Origin of the sequence: Micromonospora sp. AP08 (assembly GCF_008085935.1) — a bacterium.
Lineage (GTDB): Bacteria > Actinomycetota > Actinomycetes > Mycobacteriales > Micromonosporaceae > Micromonospora > Micromonospora chersina.
This window is the reverse complement of record NZ_VSEZ01000005.1, coordinates 272,112-289,281: the sequence shown is the minus strand read 5'-3', so window position 1 is coordinate 289,281 and position 17,170 is coordinate 272,112. Positions and strand designations below refer to the sequence as shown.

Here is a 17,170-nt window from a genome sequence, read left to right as displayed (position 1 = left end):
AACCTACCGGCCGGTACGCCGGGCGGGAAGTGTCGGCCGGGCACACTACTCTCGGCCCCATGCCGGAGACCGTCGAGGACGTCACCTACCGCCACCAGGACTGGTACGCCGAGGAACTGGTCGACCGGCACTTCGTCCGGTGTGAGTTCTTCCACGTCGACCTCACCGAGGCGGTCAGCCAGGGCGCCACCTTCACCGAGTGCGTCTTCGGCAACGTGGCCCTCAACGCCTCCCGGCACACCGACTCCGCGTTCCACCGCTGCACCTTCAAGCGGTGCAACCTCTTCGAGGCCGAGTTCACCGGCTGCAAGCTGGTCGGCAGCACCTTCGAGCAGTGCGACCTGCGCCCGCTGCGGGTCGACGGCGGCGACTGGTCCTTCGTCGCCCTGCCCGGCGCCGACCTGCGCGGGGTGCGGATCACCGACGTGCGCATGCGCGAGGTCGACCTGACCGGCGCCGACCTGACCGGCGCGGTGCTCTCCGGCGTGGACCTCTCCGGCGCCCAGCTGCACGCCGCCAAGCTGATCCGGGCCGACCTGCGCGGCAGTGACCTGACCGCGCTCGACCCCACGGCGGTGGAGCGGGCCGGCGCGGTCGTCGACGCCGAGCAGGCCGTGGTGCTGGCGCAGGCGCTGGGCTTCGAGATCCGCTGACCCGCGCGGAAAGGCGCCGCGGGCTGTCAGGTTTCCCTGCCAGGCTGGCCCGCATGACCTGGTGGTCCGACCTGGTGGCGTCCGAACCCGACTTCGCGGCGCGGGTGCGCGCCCGCTTCGCCGTCCGTAAGCACGGCACGATGGCAACCCTGCGGCGGGACGGCTCGCCCCGGATCAGCGGCACGGAGTTCGACTTCGCCGACGACGGGCAGCTTCGGCTGGGCAGCATGGCGGGCGCGCTGAAGGCGCTCGACCTGCGCCGCGACCCGCGGGTGGCGCTGCACTGCCCGACGGAGGACACCCCGGAGGACGACCCGGCCTCCTGGGGCGGTGACGCGAAGATCGCCGGCCGGGCGCACGAGGAGCCGGCGGGCGAGGACGGCTCGCACCGGTTCCGCGTCGAGCTGACCGAGGTGGTGCTGACCCGGGTGGGCGACCCGCCGGACCACCTGGTGATCGAGAGCTGGCACCCCGACCGCGGCCTGCGGCGGCGCGAGCGCCGCTGACCGTCGTGTGTGGAGGATGGACAGGGTGCGTCGAACCGCCGTTGCTACCGATTGGTAACAAAGTGGAAACTGCCCCCCGCCGACATATGGCGCATCGCCGCCCATGATGGAAACGTGAACCGGCGGCCGGAGCGCGGCGGTGAGCGGAGGTTCGGTGGGGCAGCAGGACCACGGTCGGGTCGGCGACCGGACGTCGTACCCGCACGGGCCGACGCGGTCGGCGCTCCGCCGGCTGGCGCGGGCCCGGCAACGGCGGCGCTGGCTGCTGGAGGCGCTGGCGGCGTTCGCCTGCCTGACCGCGCTGGTGGCCTATCTCGGCAGCGAGCACCACGACGCGCCCCGTGAGGAGGGCGCCGTGCTGCCCGCCCCGCCGAGCGGCCGCCCCGTGCTGCCGCCCCCCGGCGGCGCGCAGGCCGGGGCCGTCACGCCGGGGCTGCGCCCCCGCCAGCGCCCACCCTCGCCCAGCCCGTCGCCGACCACGCCCGCGGTGCCGCCGACGTTGACCGTGAGCCAGGCCGAGGTGCCGGCGCGGGTCGACCTCAGCGCGGCGGGGCCGGTCGACTGGGTCCAGTGGGGGCTGCTCGGCGCCCGGACGCCGGTGCGCAAGCGGCACGGCTCCGGCGACATCCGCGACGAGGGCGGCCGGGGCGAGCGGCAGAGCTACAACAACAACCCGGAGGCGTACGCCTGGCACGACGGCGCGCCGGTCGCCTCGGCCGACGGCACCATGTCCGGCGTGTACACCTGCGACCGCGGCAGCGGGTTCACCCTGGCGGTGGCCGCCGACGGGCAGTTGCGCACCGTGCACCTCTACGCCGGGGTGTGGATGGCCCGCGGCCGCCTCGACCTGCGGATCTCCGGTGGCGGGCCGGCCAGCATGCTGCGTCTGGAGGACCCGCACACCGCGCGGACCGCCGATTTCACCATCCGGTTCCGCGCCGCGCCCGGCGCGAAGCTGCTGATGTCCTGGACGGTGGAGGAGTCCCTGGGGGACTGCGGCAACGTCAGCCTCCAGGCGGTCGCGCTGCGCTGACCGCCAATCACTCACGGGGACAGTTTGTCCGTCGCAGCCGGCGCGGGACGCCGTAGGTTTCCGATGTCCCCGTCCGACCATCCGCTGTGGAGGCTCGACCGATGAGCAGCAGGGCCCGCGTCGTCCGTTCCGTTCCGCCGTCCGACGGCGACGTGCTGCGGGAGATCCCGCTGCCGCCGTACGTGACCGGAGAGGACGCCCAGTTCGCGGTGCGGGCGGTGGTGGTGCACGCGCCACGGCGCTGGTCGGGCGGGACGATCTGCCGCAACGACGCCAGCCCCCACCCGTGCCGGCTGCACCGGTGGGGACGGCGCGTGCTCACGCTGCGCGGCCTGCCGCCGGCCGAGATCGACGCGCTGATCGAGCGCGGCGACCCCGCCGCCGAGCCGCGCCCGCCCCGGCCCGGCGCCTGAGCGGCCGGCCCGGGGCGGCCGCGGCTCAGCAGACGATCGGCTTCACCCAGGAACACTCCACGCCCTCGGGCACCCGCGGCGACTCCGGCGCCGTCGGCACCGCCAGCCGGGCCGTGGTCGCCCCCTTCTCGGTGTACGAGGCCAGCGCGATCGCGATCTGGTCCTCCAGCCCCTTGACCGACGAGGTCAGGTAGTTGTTGAGCACGATCGAGAAGGCCAGCACGTGCCCGTCGGCGTCGGTGGCGTAGCCGGAGAGGCTGGACGCGCCGGTCAGGCTGCCGGTCTTGGCGTGCACGTTGTCGGCCGCGGCGGTGCCGCGCATCCGGCTGCGCAGCGTGCCGCCGACGAACCGCTCCGGGTTGCCGGCCACCGGCAGGGCGGCGTACCAGGTGTCGAACCAGGGCTCGGCGCGGACCGCCGAGAGCAGCGCGGCGAACTGGGCGGGCGGGATCATGTTGCGCCGGGACAGCCCGGAGCCGTCGCGCTGGCGCAGCGTTCCGGTGTCCATTCCGGAGTCGCCGACGTACTCGCTGATCGCGGTCAGTCCGGCGCCCCAGGTGCCGGAGCCGGAGAGCACCCGGCCCAGTTCCTTCGTGAGCACCTCGGCGTGGCCGTTGTTGGAGAGCTTGAGGAACGGCACCATGAGGTCGGCCAGCGGCATCGAGTCGTGCCGGGCGACCGGCTCGGCGTTGTCCGGGGTGGCCTGGCCGAGCACGGTCCGGCCGAGGACCCGCACCCCGTGCCGCTGCAGCGCGGACCGGAAGATGTCGGCCGCGTACCCGGTCGGCTCCCAGACCGTCATCCAGTCGCTCTCCTCGGCCTGGCCGACCGCGATCTGGCCGGTGACCACGATGGTGTTGCCGCCGTGCTCGCGCTCGAAGGAGATCGTCGTCTCGCCCGTGGCGACCGTCTCGGCCCGGTTGTCGATCCGCAGCCAGCCATTGGCCGGCGTCATGGTGATTTTCGGCCGCGTGCCGGCCTGTCCGGCCGGCGCGGCGTGCACGATCACCGTGCCGGCGTCGTAGTCGGTGTTCGGCGCGACGGTCAGCGCGGAGACCTGCGCCGCGTAGTAGTAGGACTCGTCGTCCCAGGTCCAGTCCGGTCCGAGCCGGGTCCGGTCGTAGCGGGTGTCGTCGGCGACCAGGTTGCCGGTCACCACCCGTACGCCCGCGGCGGCCACCTCGGCGGCCAGCCGGTCGTAGTCCTCGGCCAGCATGGTGGGGTCGCCCCCGCCGCGCAGGTAGAGGTTGCCGGAGAGCACCCCGGCACGCCGTACGCCGTCGCCGGACACGTCGGTGGTGAACCGGTGCCCCGGGCCGAGCAGTTCCATGGCCGCCGTCGAGGTGAGCAGTTTCGTGTTCGAGGCGGGGACGAGCCGCCGTTCCCCGTTGCGGTCGTAGAGGGTCTGCCCGGTGGTGGTGTCGACGACGACCACGCCCGCCTGCGCCCCGGCCAGCCGGGAGTCGGCGAGGATCGCGTCGATGGTCGCGTGCAGCCGGGTCTGCGCCGGGGTGGGCGCTTCGGCCGTGGCGGTGGGCGCGCCGGCGGTGGCCGCGGTGGCGACCAGCGCCAGCACCGCGAGCGCCCGGGGGAAGAGACGACGATGCATGTGCCGATGCTGCCATGGAGCTTTCTTCCAGAGAAGACTTTCGTCCGAAAGTTATTGCCGAACGGGGGTCGAATCGGTTCCGTTACCCCTAATACGGCGGGAAAAACATTCGGCGGAGCGGCATCACCGGTTCGGTGTCGACTGACCCGGCTCTATTTGACGGATGCCCGGGCAGGGGGCACCGTAGGCCGTGAGGGGCCGTTCGACCTGCCCTGGTTTGCACGGCGAAGCCTGATTCGCCTTCCCCGGGCCCGACCGGCCGCACGGGCCGCGTCGACCGCCCGCGATTCCCGAACCAGCCCACGAGGAGTTCCGCCATGCTGACCATGACCGAAAACGCCATCCTGGTGATCCGCGACCTGGCCAACCAGCAGGACGTCGCCGAGGCCGGCGGGCTGCGCATCGCCGCCGACACCGACGCCGGTTCGCTCTCCATCGAGCTGGTCGAGCAGCCGATCCAGGGCGACCAGGTGGTGGACAACCAGGGTGCCCGGATCTTCCTCGACGCCGACGCCGCCGAACTGCTCAACGACACCTCCGTGGACGCGACGGTCGACGACGAGGGCATCGTCCAGTTCGGCTTCACCGAGAAGGAGTGACTCACCCGGCTCGGCGGGTCTCGCCGCCGCGCTGCGGCCGGCCGCCGCGCCCCCGCTCGGGGCTGTCCTGGTCGGCCCGCCACGGCCCGCCGCGCTGTTCGCGTTCCGGACGGAGCAGCGTGGCCAGCACGTGCGCCAGGTGGTGCGACGTGCTCCACGCGATCCAGTTCACCGGCGAGCCGGCGCCCGCACCACGGCGTGCCCGCCGCAGGATCTCGTGGTCGCCCCAGGAGAAACCCGCGCCCGCGGCCGGCCAGTGCGGGGCCGCGACGAGCGTGCGGCACAGGTCGGCGAAACGGTCGTCGCCCCGGCCGCCCCGGCGCGACCACCGGTAGACCCACCACGCCCCGGTCGTGGTGTAGCGCAGCGTCGGCAGCCGGTCGCCCGGCCCGTCCCCCGGGACCGCGCAGCTCACGCCGTAGTCGCCGTAGCCCAGACCGAGGTCGGCCAGGCGCTGCCAGAGCTGCCAGTCGAAGCGGTCGACGCGTACCGGCTCGTCGGTGGGCAGCCGGGCCAGCGTCGGCGGCATCCCGCCGGCCGCCACGCTCACCGAGCGCCAGGCGTGCCGCCGGGCCCACTCCGCCAGCCGCCGGACCCGGGGCTCGACCAGCCGGACATCGGCGGGGCAGCACACGTCCCCGGCGTCGACGAGCAGGTCGCACTGCTCCGGCACCAGCCGGGTCAGGCGCCACACCCGCTCCACCGCGGCCGTGGTGGCGTCCGGGCCGGCCCGGTCCTGCCCGGTCCGCAGCCGCACCACGGCCCGCCGCGCGTACGCCCGGGCGGCCGCGCCGTGCGCCACGAGCCTCCGGCTGCCCTCCGCGAGCCCGATCACCGGCACCAGCGGTACGCCCCAGCGGACCAGTTCGCTCTCCGGCGATTCGGGCAGCGCCGACACGTCGACGGCGGGGAGGAGCCCGGCCGGCAGCCGGCCGAGCAGGTCCACGGTGCACGGATCCACCGCGTGGACGTCGATGACCGGAGCGAGCAGCGGAGCGATGGCCTCGTCGAGATGGGCCAGCGCGTCCAGCTCACCCCGGCGACCGGCCAGTACAGGGCGGTAGACCGGTTCCGCCGCCCGACCCCCGTGGGCGGGCACCATACTTCAATGTAGCGACCCGATCGCGTTCCGCCACAGGACTTCCGGGCATCGTCGACGCACCGTCCGTCCCGGTGCCCGCACGGATCCGGGTCCGGGCGGAACCCCGTCCGCCCGGACCCGCGACCGGGTGCTCAGTCGTCGTCGCCGGACCGGTCACCGCCGTGGTCGTCGTACCGGTCGTCGCCGCGGCGTCCGTCGGCCGCGTGGCGGGCGCCGGCGGCCCTGCGCTCCACCTCGACCACGGCGCCGTCGGCCCGATCGACCTTGACCTCCCAGGTGAGGCCGTCGCGGGCGACCTTGACGCTCCACACCGGACGGCCGTGCTCCGTCTCGGCCTCGATCTCGACGATCCGGCCGCCGCCCAGCCGGGTCAGGGCCACCGTGCCGGCCTGCCGCCGGTCCACCGCGCCGTTCGGGCCGGGGGTGTCCGGGGCGGCGCCGGGTCGGGGGGCGCCGGTGGTCGCGGAGTCGTCCGGCCCGGGACTGTCGTCCGCCCCGCCGGGGTTGTCGTCCGGGGTCGCGCCCGCCGTCTCCGGGCCGTCGTCGGAGGTCACGGCGGCCGGCACGGGCGCCGGAGCCGACCCGCCGGCCGTGGTCACGCCGACCGCCGCGCCGGTGACCGCCAGCACCGCCGCCCCGCCGATCGCCGCCAGCGCCAGGGAAGTTCGTCGCATCGTCTCCACCTCTCCTCGGTTGTGTGTCGAGGATCGGTCGGGGACGGCTAGCGGCGGGCTACCCGAGGTCTAAGCGCGGGTTAATGCCGCGCGGGCCCGAGCCGTAGCGTCACCGCCGCACCGCCCTCGCGACCGCTGTCCAGCTCCAGCCGGCCGCCGCCGGCCCGGGCGGCCCGGTCGGCGATGTCCAGGCCGAGCCCCGTCGATCCGGCCCGGCTGGCGCCCCGCCGCACCGGCCCGGGCGGCAGGCCCGGGCCGGCGTCCGCCACGGTCAACGCCACCTGCCCGGCGTCGGAGGCGAGCCGGACGGTGAACGGCGTGCCGTCCGGCGTGTGTGCGAACACGTTGCCCAGCAGGGCGTCCACGGCAGCCGCCAGCTCGTCGCCGGCCACCGGCACCGGCAGCGGCCCGGGCGCGAGGTCGAGCGTCACGCTCCGGCCGGTGTCCTCGGCGAGGACCGACCAGAACGCCACCCGCTCGCCGACGACCGCCGCCGCGTCGCAGCGACCACCCTCCGCCGCCGCACTGCGCCAGCGGGCCTGCCGGATGACGCCGGTGACCGCCCGTTCCAGGCCGTCCACGGCGGTGGTCAGCCGCGCCGCGTCGTCCGGGTCGCGCAGCGACTCGGCCTCCAGCCGCAGCACGGTCAGCGGGGTGCGCAGCCGGTGCGACAGGTCGGCCACCTGTTCGCGCTCCTCGCGCAGCAGCACCTGGATCCGCTCGGCCAGGTGGTTCAGCGCGCCCGCGACCTCCCGCAGCTCGGCCGGTCCGGCCGGGTCGACCCGGGCGTCCAGCTCGGCGTTGGCGAGCCGGTGGGAGACCGCGCCGAGGTCGGCCATCGGCCGGACCAGGCCGCGGGCCAACCGATCGGCGACGGCCAGACCGACCAGCACCAGCAGCGCGCCGAGCAGCGCCAGCACGAGCCAGGCCCGGGTCACCCCGGCGGTCAGCTCCGCGCGGGGGACGACCGTGCGGATCACCGCGGTCCCGTCCGGCCGGCCCTGGACCGCGATGACCACCTCCCGGCCGGCGGCCGACTCGACGGTGAGGCTCTGCCCCCGCGCCGCCAGGGCCACGGCCGGGGTACGCGGCACCCGCGCGCCGAGCACGCTGCCGTCCGGCAGGAAGACGCTCACCTCGCGGCCCGAGTCGGCGGCGAGCTGCTCGACGGTCAGCCGGACGGTGTCCGGCCCTGCCGTGCCCACCACCGGGACGAGGCCCTGCGCGTCGGCGGTGGCCCGCACGGTGGCCCGGTCGGCGGCGACGGTGCGCACCAGCACGGCCAGCGGCACCAGGAACGCGACCAGGACGAGCACCGCGACCGCGGCGACCAGCAGCGCCAGCCGCCCCCTCACCGGGCGCTCCCCGGGGCGTCCAACCGCACCCCGACTCCCCGCACGGTGTGCAGGTAGCGCGGATCCTGGGCGCTCTCCCCGAGCTTGCGCCGCAGCCAGGACAGGTGCACGTCGACGGTCTTGTCCGCCCCGCCGTACGGGATCCGCCAGACCTCGGTGAGCAGCTCGCGTTTGGTCACCACCTGCCCGGGCCGGCCGGCGAGATGGTGCAGCAGGTCGAACTCGCGGGGGGTCAACTCGACCGGCGCGCCGTCCAGGGTGACCTGCCGGGCCCGCGGGTCGATCCGCAGCCCACCGACCACGAGCACCGGGTCCGTCGCGGGGTCGCCGGCCGAGCGGCGCAGCACGGCCCGGGCACGCGCGTCCAGCTGCGCCGCGGTGAACGGCTTGACCAGGTAGTCGTCGGCTCCGGCGTCGAGCATCCGGACGATCTCCGCCTCGTCGTCGCGGGCGGTGGCCACGATGACCGGCACCGAGCTGACCGCGCGCAGCATCCGCAGCAGCTCGCCACCGTCCAGATCGGGCAGTCCGAGGTCGAGCACGACGAGGTCGGGCCGGTCGTCGAGCGCGTCGCGCAGCCCGTCCAGCGCGGTCGAGGCGGCGGCGACGGCGTGCCCGCGCTCCCGCAGGGCCCGGAGCAACGGCGTACGGATGGTCAGGTCGTCCTCGATGAGCAGCAGCCGAGCCACGGTTCGCAGGCTAGCCCCTGCCGCCGCCCGGACCCGCCCCCGTTAACCGAGCCTTAGCGTTGCCCCGAGCCGGGCTCAACCTCGGATCGGGCAGACTCGGCACATGGGCCGTCGTCCGCTTCTCGCCGCCGCCGGTTGGCTGGCCACCACCGTCGCCGCGACCCTGGTCGGGCTGGCCGCGATCCAGCTGGTCGGTGCGGGCATCACCGGCACCCCCGGCGGCGTACGCGACGAGCGGGAGGTCGCCCGCGCGCTCGCCTCGCCCGCGCCGGTGACCACGACGCCGGGCCCGGAACCCACGGCGGGCGCAACCACGACCGTCACCACGGCGAGCCGACCGCCGGCCACGGGCGGGGGCCGGCGCGGCTTCGTCACGGGCGGGGGCACCGCGGTCGCCGAGTGCGGGCGGGCCGGCGTACGCCTGGTCTCCTGGTCCCCGGCGCAGGGCTACCGGGTGAAGGACTACGACCGGGGGCCGGACGATCACGTCGAGGTGCGCTTCGTCGGCCCCGAGGGGGAGCACGAACTCCGCCTGCGGTGCCACGGCGGTGAGCCCATCGCGGCTCCGCATGACTGAATATTCGCAGCTCAGAGAGGCTGACTGTCCTTGATCGGACAGTGCTGTGGCTGGTTGGCGGGCGGTGGGCCGGCATAGCTTCGGGAACACGGAGGGTGATCGCCGTCGATCTCCGCCGCCGTGTACGCCTCGCCGCCGCCGCCGCACCGGCGGCAGAGAGGACCGCCATGTCCAGCTCCAGATCGAGGAGGGAAGCGGTCGGCCAGCCCGCCCCCGACGCGGAGGAGGCCGCCCGCGCCGACACCGAGATCAACTCGTGCACGGGGGCCGGGCTGCCGGCCAGCGCCCGCGTGCTGTTCGCCGTGGTCGACGCGAACGGCAGCCTGGTTCGTGGGCTCGGCGCCACCTCGGCCACCCGGCTGGCCGCCGGGATGTACCAGGTCGCCTTCGACCAGGACGTCGCCCGCGCCGCCTACGTCGGCACCGTGGGTCCCGCCGCCGGCGGGCTGGCCCCGCAGGGGTCCATCACGGTGGCGGCCCGAACCGGCATCCCGAACGCCGTCTTCGTCGAGACGTACGCGGCGAGCGGCCACACCGACCGTCCGTTCCACCTGGCCGTGCTCGCCTGACCGGCGCGGGGCGGCGCCGGGCGTACGTCCTGTGGCAGCATCGCGCGGTGCGTCCCCACCGCCTGCTCGTCGCGGCCGCGGCCCTCCTGGCCGTCGCCCACCTGGTCGGGCGCGCGTACGCCCAGCCACTGCTGCCCGCCGCGCAGGCACTGGCCTGGTGCGCCCTGGCCGGCGCCGCGCTGACCGCGCCCGAACCACCTCCCCGCGCCCGGTACGCGCTGGCGGTGGCCGCGGCCGCCGTCGCGGTAGCGACCCTGCCCCTGCACGGTGAGCCGCAGTTCGGCTGGGCGGTGGCGCCCCCGGTCGAGCCGGGATGGACCGCCGGACAGGCCCTGCGAGGCGTGGCCGGGATCGGGCTAGCGGTGGCCGTCGCCGCGCTGCCGAGGCGGGCGCCGGACCGGCGTCGCACGGCGACCGCCCTGGTGCTGGCCGTGCTGGCCGCCCTGCTCGCCGTGTTCCGGGACAGCCCAGCCTTCCTGCCCCCGTACGCGCTGCCGCCCGACCCGGCCGACGTGCTGCCGGCGTACCTCGTGCTGGTGGCCCTCGCCCTGGTGGCCCTGGTCCGGTCGGGGTCGGTGCCCGTGGCCCTGGGCCTGGGCCTGGCGGCGGTGGCCGCGCTCGGTGTGCTGCCGCCGGTCTGGTCGGCGGGCGGCTCCCAGGCGGGCCTGACCTTCTACAGCGCGGAGGAGTACCACGTCCGGGTGACCGGGGGCGGCGTCTGGGCCGACCTGCTGGGCTTCCTGGCGGCGGCGTTCGTGCTGGCCGGCTGCCGGTGGGCGGAACAGGTGCGCACACGAGCGCACGGCGCCGCCCGACCTGGGTCGTAACGTCGCCGCGCTCTGGCCGTCTCCCACCATCGCAGCCGTACGGCGGTACGACAGCAGGGACCTGGCTCGACCGGCCAGCGTGCACCGGTCTCGGAGCAGCAGATGCCCGCCCAGAGGGGATCCAAACCCGGCGCAGGTGGGGAATTCCACCATTTGCGAGTCCCGGCGTGAGCGGCGCGGGGACCGGGTATGTGCGGGCCATGGAGCATTTCACGATCGCGACCGTCGCCGAGAAGAGTCCCGACTTTCGCCGCGTGCTCTGGACCGGGGAGCACACCCAACTGGTGATCATGACGATCCCGGCGGGCGGCGAGATCGGCGAGGAGGTCCACGAGGGCATCGACCAGATCCTCACCTTCGTCAGCGGCACCGGCGAGGCGCGGGTGGCCGGGGAGAAGAAGGAGGTCGTGGCGGGCGACCTCGTGGTCGTACCGGCCGGCACGAAGCACAACTTCGTCAACACCGGCCCCAACCCGCTCGTGCTGTACACGGTGTACGGCCCGCCGGAGCACGCCGACGGCGCGGTGCACCGGACCAAGGAGGAGGCCGACGCGGCCGAGGCCGCCGGCGAGGACGAGCCGCCCACCTCCTGACCGCGCCGATCCGCTCCCGCGCTCCACCATCAACGGATGGTGGAGCGCGAGTCGTTTGAGCTCGCGGGCTCCCCGTTCGCGGGAGCCCGCGTCACACCGTCGGCACGCCGGAGACGTCCACCGTCTCCGGATACTTCAGGCCCGCGCCGGTGTTGAGCACCACCACCCGCTCGCCCGGCCGGATCCAGCCACCGGCCCGCAGGTGCCGGGCGGCGGTCAGGCAGGCCGCCCCCTCGGGGCAGAGCAGCAGCCCCTCCCGGGCGGCGAAGTCGCGCAGGTCGGTGAGGATCTCCTCGTCGTCCACGGCGATCGCGGTGCCGCTGCTCTCCCGCAGCGCGGCCAGGATCAGCTCGTCACCGAGCGGAGCGGGCACCGTGATGCCGAACGCCAGGGTGTGCGCGTCCGCCCACGGCGTGGCCCGGGCTTCGCCCGCTGCGAACGCCCGGACGATCGGCGCGCAGCCGGTGGACTGGACCGCCACGAGGCGGGGCAGCCGATCCTCCACCCAGCCCAGCTCGCGCAGCTCGTGCAGCGCCTTGTGGATGCCGATCAGCCCGACCCCGCCGCCGGTCGGATAGATGATCACGTCGGGCACCTGCCAGCCGAGCTGCTCGACGATCTCGTACCCCATGGTCTTCTTGCCCTCCAGGCGGTACGGCTCGCGCAGCGTGCCGGCGTCGAAGATCCGCCCGCCCGACTCGGCGACGAGCCCGGCCACCCACCGGCCGGCGTCGCTGATCAGACCGTCGACCAGTCGCAGGTCCGCCCCGGCGGCGACGCACTCCCGCCGGCAGATGGTCGGCGCGTCCAGCGGCATGGCGATGGTCGCGCCCATCCCGGCCCGGGCCGCGTACGTCGCCCAGGCCGCCCCCGCGTTGCCGTTCGTCGGCATGGCGATCCGCTCGACGCCCAGCTCCCGGGCCCGGCTCACGCCCACCGCCGCGCCCCGGGCCTTGAACGACCCGGTCGGGGTCAGTCCCTCGTCCTTCACGATCAGGTCCGGGATGCCGATCTCCTGCCCGTACGCCGGGGCGCGCAGCAGCGGCGTCCAGCCCTCGCCCAGCGTGGTGACGAAGCGGGGATCGGCCACCGGCAGCAGCTCCCGGTAGCGCCACAGGTCGGCCGGGCGCAGCCCGAACTGCTCGGGGGTGACCGAGGCGGCCACCGCGGCGAGGTCGTAGCGGGCCAGCAGCGGGGAGCCGCACGCGCACAGATTCTGCAACTTGTCGGCCGGGTGCCGCTCGTCGCAGCGCGGGCACTCCAGGTGCGTCAGGTGCACGGTGCTCCTCAGCTCGGGTGGAGGCTCAGCCAGTGCCGGCTGCGCCGACCCGGCTCGTAGGGGGAGTCCAGCCGCTTGGCCACGACCCCCGGGAGCCCCTGCTCGCGGGCGGTCCGCAGGGCGTCCGCGCCGACCCCCGGGAACCACGGCGGAGTCTGCCAGTGCGGACCGGTCAGCGCCAGACCGTCGAGCAGCTCCCGGCGCTGCGCGTACGGCAGGTCGAGGCTGCTCACGCCCTCCAGCCAGAGCAGGTCGACGGCGAGGAACTGACCGTCGCGCTTGCTGGGCGGCTTGACCCGCCCGCCCGGGTCGATCCGGACCAGCACGCCGTCCAGCACCGCCTCGACCGGGGCCAACTCCTCGGCCATGGCCCGCAACCACGGGTACGCCCCGGCGACGTCCTCGTCCGAGGAATCGAGCAGCCGCAGCCGGCCACCCGAGACGTACGCCATCGCCCGCACACCGTCCCAGCGCAGCTCGTACCCCCAGGCGGCCTCGTCCTTCGGCAGTCCCTTGCCGGGCGTGGTGTGCATGGGCCGGACCAGCTCCGGCATCGGCGTCCAGCCCTCCGGGGCCGGGTCGGTGCGGCGGACCATCCAGTCCCGGCCCCGGCCGCCGGTGGCGAAGAGGACGTAGCGCCCCTTCGTCCGCCGGCCGTCCAGGACCACGATGACCTCGTCGTCGCGCCACTTCTCCAGGCGGTAGGTGCCGGTGTCGTGGACGGTCATCCGCCCGCCGCCGTACTCGCCGGCCGGGATCTCGCCGTGGAAGGTGAGGTACTCCATCGGATGGTCCTCGGTGTGCACGGCGAGGTGGTTGCGGCCCGGGTCGCGGGGCAGGCCGCGCGGCACCGCCCAGGAGGCCAGCACGCCGTCGTGCTCCAGGCGCAGGTCCCAGTGCAGGCTCCGGGCGTGGTGCTGCTGGATCACGAACCGGGGCTTGCGCCGCGCGGCCCGCTTCCGCTCCGCGGTCCGTTCCGGCACCGGCTCCGGGGTACGCGCCGCGTCCCGTTTCCGCCGGTACTCCTCCAGCCGGTCAGCCACCCCCGCATTCTCCGGCAGGTCCGGCCCGATCGCCCGGTTCCTGCCGCTTCTGTCCAGTTCGGCCGCCGCTCGGCGGGTCGCCGGCATGGCGGCGGCGATCACGGGTAGAAGCGTCGGTATGGACCTCGACCAGCCCACCGTCCTGCTCCCCGGCGACGTCCGGATGCCGCTGCTCGGCTTCGGCACCTGGCAGGCCACCGGCGAGGCCGGGTACGACGCCGTGCTCGCCGCCCTCGACGCCGGTTACCGACACATCGACACCGCCACGATGTACGGCAACGAGAAGGAGGTCGGCCGGGCGGTGAAGGAGAGTGGGCTGCGCCGCGAGGACCTCTTCATCACCACGAAGCTGCCGCCGGACCGGGTGGGCCGGGAGCGGGAGACCATCGAGGCGAGCCTGGCCGCCCTGGACACCGACCACGTCGACCTGTGGCTGATCCACTGGCCGCCGTCCGCGCCCGGTGACAGCATCCCGGTCTGGCGTGAGCTGCTCGCCGCCCGCGACGAGAACCTGACCCGCGCCGTCGGGGTGAGCAACTACAGCATCAGCCAGATCGACGAGCTGATCCAGGCCACCGAGGAGACCCCGGCGGTCAACCAGATCCGCTGGAGCCCGTCCCTGTACGACCGTCAGGTGCACGCCGCGCACCGGGACCGGGGCGTGGTGCTGGAGGGCTACAGCCCGTTCAAGACCAGCGACCTCTCCGATCCCGTGCTGGTCCGGATCGCCCAGGCGCACGATGTCTCGCCGGCCCAGGTGGTGCTGCGCTGGCACATCGACCACGAGATCGTGGTCATCCCGAAGTCGGTCACCCCGGACCGGATCCGGGCAAACGCCGACGTGTTCGGCTTCTCGCTCACCGCCGAGGAGATGCGCGACATCGACGCCCTCGGCCACTGAGGTCCGAGCCTGAGGCGGGGCGCGGCCCGTGCGGACCGCGCCCCGGGATCAGGCGGGCGTCACGCCCTGGTGCAGGTGGCGCCGTTGAGGGTGAAGCTGGACGGCGTGGAGAACGCGCCGTTCAGCGTCGCCTGGTAGCCGAAGCTCGTCGAGGCTCCGGGCGCCAGCGTGCCGTTGTAGCTCAGGTTGCGCGCGGTCACCGCGGACCCGCTCTGTGTCACGGTGGCGTTCCACGAGCCGGTGATGGTCTGCCCCGACGGCAGGTTGTAGTTCAGGGTCCAGCCGTTGACGGTGCTGGAGCCGGTGTTGGTGATCGTCACGTCGGCGGTGAAGCCGTTGTTCCAGACGTTGGTGGTGTACTTCACCGAGCAGGCGGCGTTGCCCGGCGGCGGGGTGGTGGCCGGCGGCGGCGTGGTGGCCGGCGGCGGCGTGGTGCCGCCGGTGTTGACGCTCTGCGAGAAGGAGTTGACCGCCAGGCCGACGCCGCCCTGCCACGGCTCGAAGCCGGCCTGGATGCTGGTCAGGTACCAGTCGCTGGTGATCGCGCCGCGGTTCTTCGTGTCGTTGATGAACGCCATGGCGTCGAAGCTCAGGCTGGGAATCGCCGACGGGGCCACGTACGAGATGACGTTGTTCGAGCCGTTGCTGCCCCGCCAGACCTCCCAGGTCCGGCCCGCGATGCTGGCGTTGCCGACGGGCGAGCCGATGGGCTGGATGGGGCCCTGCCGGTTGAGCCAGATCATGATCTCCATCTGGTTCACGCCGTCCTTCTTCGGGGACGGGTCGAGCCAGATGTCGTACGCGGCGTCGTAGATGGCGCCGCTGACGTAGTTGTAGCTGATGCTGGCCGGCGCGCTGCTGATGTTCTTCACCTGCACCGGCAGGTTGGTGCCGGGTGAGCAGTTCGTGTAGTGGCAGCCCACGAAGATCGACGGGTACGACACCGGCGCGCCGCTGGTCGATCCGACGCCGTCCTGGCGGGTGATCGAGAAGCCGGTGGAGGTCACGTTGATGCACTGCTGGGCGCTGGTGCCCCAGCGATTGTTCTGCACGACGTACTTCCCGCCGATGGTGGTCGACCCGTACTGCTCGCAGATCTGGGTGTCGGCCGAGGCGGTGCCGCCGAGCGCGACGGCGACGATCGCGCCGGCGGCCAACAGGCCGGCCGCCGCGAGGGCTCTCAATGGACGCTTCATGATGCTCCGATTCGTGGTGGCGGGTGGGTCCGGGAGCGCTCCCACACTTAGACCAACACATTTACATGCCTGAAACTGCGGCGCAACCGCACCGACCGTCTCGATAGTTCCGGCCACGGTCTGTGAACTTCTGATGTCGTTCTGTCGTGGCGGTCGCACGGCGGTTCCTCCGGTCGGGGCGGGATTCCCGCCGGTGGGAGGGCTCCCGGCCGCTGACCGGGCCGTGACGCCAGGGCCGATGGGCACTTCCGCCGGTTGGTTGCGGCGAGTAATGTCTTGCCTCCAACGCGTTCCGATCCCCTCCGGAGGCGTACCCCACGATGGGTGGTTCCCCCCTGCGCATCCTCGTCGTCGGCGCGGGCATCGCCGGTCTCGCCGTGGCCCGGGCGCTGCGCCTCGCGGGGTTCCGCCCCGACGTGACCGAGAAGCTGCCGCCGACCGAGCGTGCCGACATCGGCCTCTACCTGCCGGGCAACGCGGCCCGCGCGCTGCGCCGGCTCGACCTGGACGGCCCTGTACGCCCCCTCGGCCAGGTCATCCACCGGCAGCGCTTCCTGGACGCCACCGGCGCGCCGCTCTGCGAGGTCGACCTCGACGGGCTCTGGGCCGGGGTGGGGGAGTGCCGGGCGCTGCCCCGCGCCGAGCTGCACCGCGTGCTGCTCACCGGGGCCGGCGGCGCCGTCCGGCACGGGGCCGAGGTCAGCACCGTCGATCCGCTGCCCGGCGGCGTCGCGGTCGGCTTCACCGACGGCACCAGCGGGGAGTACGACCTCGTCATCGGCGCCGACGGCCCCCGCTCGGCGGTGCGTACCCTGGCCGCGCTCGGTGGCCCGCCCCGCCCCGCCGGCCAGGTGGTCTACCGCAGCGTGGTGCGCGGCGGCCCCCGGGTGGCCGACTGGACCGCCCTGCTCGGCCAGCGCGCCGGCTTCCTCGTGGTGCCGCTCGGCGCCGGCCGGCTGCACTGCTACGCCGACGAGGCCGGCACCAGCCTGCCGGCCGACCCGCTCGCCCGGCTGCACGAGCTGTTCGGCGACTACGGCGGCCCGGTCCCCGAGGTGCTCGCCGCGCTGGAGACGGTGGACGTGGAGCTCACCACGGAGGTCGAGCTGGGGCGCTGGTTCCACGGCCGGGTGCTGCTCGTCGGTGACGCGGCTCACGCCACCGCGCCGACGCTCTCCCAGGGCGCCGCCATGGCGCTGGAGGACGCCGTGGTGCTCGCCGAGTCGCTGCGGGCGGCCGGCAGCGTCGAGGCCGCGCTCATCGCGTACGAGAGTCGCCGCCGCCCGCGTACCCGCTGGGTGCGGGACCGGACCCGGGACCGCAACCGCACCCGCGACGTGCCGCCGGCGCTGCGCGACCCGTTGCTGCGCGGACGTGGCGGGCGGATCTTCCAGGAGCACTACCGGCTACTCACCGGCCCGCTCTGACGGGCCGAAGATCGTAGCCGCCCACCCCACGCGGCGGGGCCCACTACCGGGGACTATCCTCCTTGCGGATGACGGCTGCGCAGATGAACAGCGCGCCGAGCGGGACAACCCAGAACCGGAGGCCA

General features: G+C 74.4%; 19 protein-coding genes. 11 read left to right on the top strand and 8 right to left on the bottom strand.

Annotated features, from left to right (window positions below):
* The first annotated feature begins 59 nt into the window (after nt 1-59).
* The 4 genes from FXF50_RS11515 to FXF50_RS11500 all read left to right on the top strand — a co-directional run bounded on the left by FXF50_RS11515 (nt 60) and on the right by FXF50_RS11500 (nt 2,605).
* Entirely contained in the window at nt 60-653 is a 594-nt protein-coding gene (locus FXF50_RS11515) for a pentapeptide repeat-containing protein (RefSeq protein ID WP_148427199.1), read from the top strand.
* A 53-nt stretch (nt 654-706) separates the two neighbouring features.
* The gene (locus tag FXF50_RS11510; protein ID WP_148427198.1) at nt 707-1,159 is read left to right on the top strand and encodes a pyridoxamine 5'-phosphate oxidase family protein; all 453 of its coding nucleotides are present in this window, start codon (nt 707-709) and stop codon (nt 1,157-1,159) included.
* 154 nt (nt 1,160-1,313) lie between these two features.
* Nucleotides 1,314-2,192 (top strand): hypothetical protein, encoded by an 879-nt coding sequence (locus FXF50_RS11505; RefSeq protein WP_255509993.1) that lies wholly within the window; start codon nt 1,314-1,316, stop codon nt 2,190-2,192.
* Between the two features lie 101 nt (nt 2,193-2,293).
* Nucleotides 2,294-2,605: a hypothetical protein gene (locus FXF50_RS11500; RefSeq protein ID WP_148427197.1), complete on the top strand. Its 312-nt coding sequence runs from the start codon at nt 2,294-2,296 to the stop codon at nt 2,603-2,605.
* A 25-nt stretch (nt 2,606-2,630) separates the two neighbouring features.
* Here the strand turns inward: FXF50_RS11500 and dacB are convergent, their stop codons facing one another.
* Nucleotides 2,631-4,214: a D-alanyl-D-alanine carboxypeptidase/D-alanyl-D-alanine-endopeptidase gene (gene dacB, locus FXF50_RS11495; protein ID WP_148427196.1), complete on the bottom strand. Its 1,584-nt coding sequence runs from the start codon at nt 4,212-4,214 to the stop codon at nt 2,631-2,633.
* 317 nt (nt 4,215-4,531) lie between these two features.
* Between dacB and FXF50_RS11490 the strand changes: the two genes are divergently transcribed.
* A complete protein-coding gene (locus FXF50_RS11490) occupies nt 4,532-4,813 on the top strand; it encodes an iron-sulfur cluster biosynthesis family protein (RefSeq protein WP_091313043.1) in 282 nt (93 codons plus the stop codon).
* Nucleotide 4,814: 1 nt separating this feature from the next.
* Here FXF50_RS11490 and FXF50_RS11485 read toward each other — a convergent pair whose 3' ends face one another.
* The 4 genes from FXF50_RS11485 to FXF50_RS11470 all read right to left on the bottom strand — a co-directional run bounded on the left by FXF50_RS11485 (nt 4,815) and on the right by FXF50_RS11470 (nt 8,633).
* Nucleotides 4,815-5,915, bottom strand: a complete 1,101-nt coding sequence (locus FXF50_RS11485) for a beta family protein (RefSeq protein WP_148427195.1) — start codon at nt 5,913-5,915, stop codon at nt 4,815-4,817.
* 131 nt (nt 5,916-6,046) lie between these two features.
* On the bottom strand, nt 6,047-6,589 hold the full coding sequence (locus tag FXF50_RS11480) for a PepSY domain-containing protein (RefSeq protein WP_148427194.1): 543 nt from the start codon (nt 6,587-6,589) through the stop codon (nt 6,047-6,049).
* An 80-nt stretch (nt 6,590-6,669) separates the two neighbouring features.
* The gene (locus tag FXF50_RS11475; RefSeq protein WP_148427193.1) at nt 6,670-7,944 is read right to left on the bottom strand and encodes a HAMP domain-containing sensor histidine kinase; all 1,275 of its coding nucleotides are present in this window, start codon (nt 7,942-7,944) and stop codon (nt 6,670-6,672) included.
* Nucleotides 7,941-8,633, bottom strand: coding sequence for a response regulator transcription factor (locus FXF50_RS11470; RefSeq protein ID WP_148427192.1), 693 nt, complete (start codon nt 8,631-8,633; stop codon nt 7,941-7,943). The genes FXF50_RS11475 and FXF50_RS11470 overlap by 4 nt, the downstream gene beginning before the upstream one ends.
* Nucleotides 8,634-8,736: 103 nt before the next feature.
* Here FXF50_RS11470 and FXF50_RS11465 point away from each other — a divergent pair, with 103 nt between their 5' ends.
* The 4 genes from FXF50_RS11465 to FXF50_RS11450 all read left to right on the top strand — a co-directional run bounded on the left by FXF50_RS11465 (nt 8,737) and on the right by FXF50_RS11450 (nt 11,199).
* The gene (locus FXF50_RS11465; RefSeq protein WP_148427191.1) at nt 8,737-9,210 is read left to right on the top strand and encodes a septum formation initiator; all 474 of its coding nucleotides are present in this window, start codon (nt 8,737-8,739) and stop codon (nt 9,208-9,210) included.
* 167 nt (nt 9,211-9,377) lie between these two features.
* The gene (locus FXF50_RS11460; RefSeq protein WP_148427190.1) at nt 9,378-9,779 is read left to right on the top strand and encodes a hypothetical protein; all 402 of its coding nucleotides are present in this window, start codon (nt 9,378-9,380) and stop codon (nt 9,777-9,779) included.
* Between the two features lie 47 nt (nt 9,780-9,826).
* Nucleotides 9,827-10,606 (top strand): hypothetical protein, encoded by a 780-nt coding sequence (locus tag FXF50_RS11455; protein ID WP_148427189.1) that lies wholly within the window; start codon nt 9,827-9,829, stop codon nt 10,604-10,606.
* Nucleotides 10,607-10,806: 200 nt separating this feature from the next.
* Nucleotides 10,807-11,199, top strand: coding sequence for a cupin domain-containing protein (locus FXF50_RS11450; RefSeq protein WP_148427188.1), 393 nt, complete (start codon nt 10,807-10,809; stop codon nt 11,197-11,199).
* Between the two features lie 91 nt (nt 11,200-11,290).
* Here FXF50_RS11450 and FXF50_RS11445 read toward each other — a convergent pair whose 3' ends face one another.
* Both FXF50_RS11445 and FXF50_RS11440 read right to left on the bottom strand, forming a co-directional pair.
* Nucleotides 11,291-12,478: a threonine synthase gene (locus tag FXF50_RS11445; protein WP_148427187.1), complete on the bottom strand. Its 1,188-nt coding sequence runs from the start codon at nt 12,476-12,478 to the stop codon at nt 11,291-11,293.
* An 8-nt stretch (nt 12,479-12,486) separates the two neighbouring features.
* Nucleotides 12,487-13,521 carry a DNA polymerase ligase N-terminal domain-containing protein gene (locus tag FXF50_RS11440; RefSeq protein ID WP_148427186.1) on the bottom strand — a complete coding sequence of 345 codons (1,035 nt, stop codon included), beginning with the start codon at nt 13,519-13,521 and terminating at the stop codon, nt 12,487-12,489.
* A 118-nt stretch (nt 13,522-13,639) separates the two neighbouring features.
* On the opposite strand from FXF50_RS11440, the gene FXF50_RS11435 reads away from it, so the two are divergent.
* Nucleotides 13,640-14,422: an aldo/keto reductase gene (locus tag FXF50_RS11435; protein WP_148427185.1), complete on the top strand. Its 783-nt coding sequence runs from the start codon at nt 13,640-13,642 to the stop codon at nt 14,420-14,422.
* Nucleotides 14,423-14,481: 59 nt separating this feature from the next.
* Here the strand turns inward: FXF50_RS11435 and FXF50_RS11430 are convergent, their stop codons facing one another.
* Nucleotides 14,482-15,618 carry a cellulose binding domain-containing protein gene (locus FXF50_RS11430; protein WP_148427184.1) on the bottom strand — a complete coding sequence of 379 codons (1,137 nt, stop codon included), beginning with the start codon at nt 15,616-15,618 and terminating at the stop codon, nt 14,482-14,484.
* A gap of 320 nt (nt 15,619-15,938) precedes the next feature.
* Between FXF50_RS11430 and FXF50_RS11425 the strand changes: the two genes are divergently transcribed.
* Nucleotides 15,939-17,045 carry an FAD-dependent monooxygenase gene (locus FXF50_RS11425; RefSeq protein ID WP_148427183.1) on the top strand — a complete coding sequence of 369 codons (1,107 nt, stop codon included), beginning with the start codon at nt 15,939-15,941 and terminating at the stop codon, nt 17,043-17,045.
* The last annotated feature ends 125 nt before the right edge of the window (nt 17,046-17,170 follow it).

What these genes read in the sequence shown, in the direction of transcription:
- FXF50_RS11450 (WP_148427188.1), top strand. Translation starts at nt 10,807, where the DNA reads ATGGAGCATTTCACGATCGCGACCGTCGCCGAGAAGAGTCCCGACTTT.
- FXF50_RS11500 (WP_148427197.1), top strand. Translation starts at nt 2,294, where the DNA reads ATGAGCAGCAGGGCCCGCGTCGTCCGTTCCGTTCCGCCGTCCGACGGC.
- FXF50_RS11510 (WP_148427198.1), top strand. Translation starts at nt 707, where the DNA reads ATGACCTGGTGGTCCGACCTGGTGGCGTCCGAACCCGACTTCGCGGCG.
- FXF50_RS11515 (WP_148427199.1), top strand. Translation starts at nt 60, where the DNA reads ATGCCGGAGACCGTCGAGGACGTCACCTACCGCCACCAGGACTGGTAC.
- FXF50_RS11460 (WP_148427190.1), top strand. Translation starts at nt 9,378, where the DNA reads ATGTCCAGCTCCAGATCGAGGAGGGAAGCGGTCGGCCAGCCCGCCCCC.
- dacB (WP_148427196.1), bottom strand. Translation starts at nt 4,214, where the DNA reads ATGCATCGTCGTCTCTTCCCCCGGGCGCTCGCGGTGCTGGCGCTGGTC.
- FXF50_RS11425 (WP_148427183.1), top strand. Translation starts at nt 15,939, where the DNA reads ATGGGTGGTTCCCCCCTGCGCATCCTCGTCGTCGGCGCGGGCATCGCC.
- FXF50_RS11490 (WP_091313043.1), top strand. Translation starts at nt 4,532, where the DNA reads ATGCTGACCATGACCGAAAACGCCATCCTGGTGATCCGCGACCTGGCC.
- FXF50_RS11480 (WP_148427194.1), bottom strand. Translation starts at nt 6,589, where the DNA reads ATGCGACGAACTTCCCTGGCGCTGGCGGCGATCGGCGGGGCGGCGGTG.
- FXF50_RS11465 (WP_148427191.1), top strand. Translation starts at nt 8,737, where the DNA reads ATGGGCCGTCGTCCGCTTCTCGCCGCCGCCGGTTGGCTGGCCACCACC.
- FXF50_RS11485 (WP_148427195.1), bottom strand. Translation starts at nt 5,915, where the DNA reads ATGGTGCCCGCCCACGGGGGTCGGGCGGCGGAACCGGTCTACCGCCCT.
- FXF50_RS11435 (WP_148427185.1), top strand. Translation starts at nt 13,640, where the DNA reads ATGGACCTCGACCAGCCCACCGTCCTGCTCCCCGGCGACGTCCGGATG.
- FXF50_RS11430 (WP_148427184.1), bottom strand. Translation starts at nt 15,618, where the DNA reads ATGAAGCGTCCATTGAGAGCCCTCGCGGCGGCCGGCCTGTTGGCCGCC.